Origin of the sequence: Pseudomonas sp. PS01303 (assembly GCF_029959385.1) — a bacterium.
GTDB classification, from domain to species: Bacteria; Pseudomonadota; Gammaproteobacteria; order Pseudomonadales; family Pseudomonadaceae; genus Aquipseudomonas; species Aquipseudomonas rustica.
In genome coordinates, this window is record NZ_JASCPK010000334.1 from 1 (window position 1) to 356 (window position 356).

Annotated in this window: 1 pseudogene; it reads right to left on the reverse strand. The window is 54.2% G+C overall.

The features are described from left to right. Window positions 1–340: pseudogene (locus QMX93_RS31065) on the reverse strand (Ig-like domain repeat protein); the annotation flags it as partial. Window positions 341–356: the final 16 nt, after the last annotated feature.

Here is a 356-nt window from a genome sequence, read left to right on the forward strand (position 1 = left end):
TGGAATCAACGGTGAGACCGTTTTGGGGAATGGTGATGCCTTTTGAATCGAGCACTGAGGTGATCACCGGCGTCGTCGCTGCGGCGACAGTAAAGGTTCGAACAGCTGATTCCGTCTCACTGCCGTATTTGGCTTTTGCCTTGAAGGCGTGAGCGGCAACGGTCAAACCTGTAGCGGTGTAGATCCAGATCCCTTGGGCATTGATCGGCGCCGAGTCTTTTAATGTGACGCCATCAAAAATATCCACCTCACGGTTCGCCGTGCCTGTGCCCGTGAGCGTCACGCTAGTGTCGACTGTCGTGCCGTTTTGAGGGATGTCGATGCCTTTGGAATCTTTCACCGAAGTAATCGCCGGA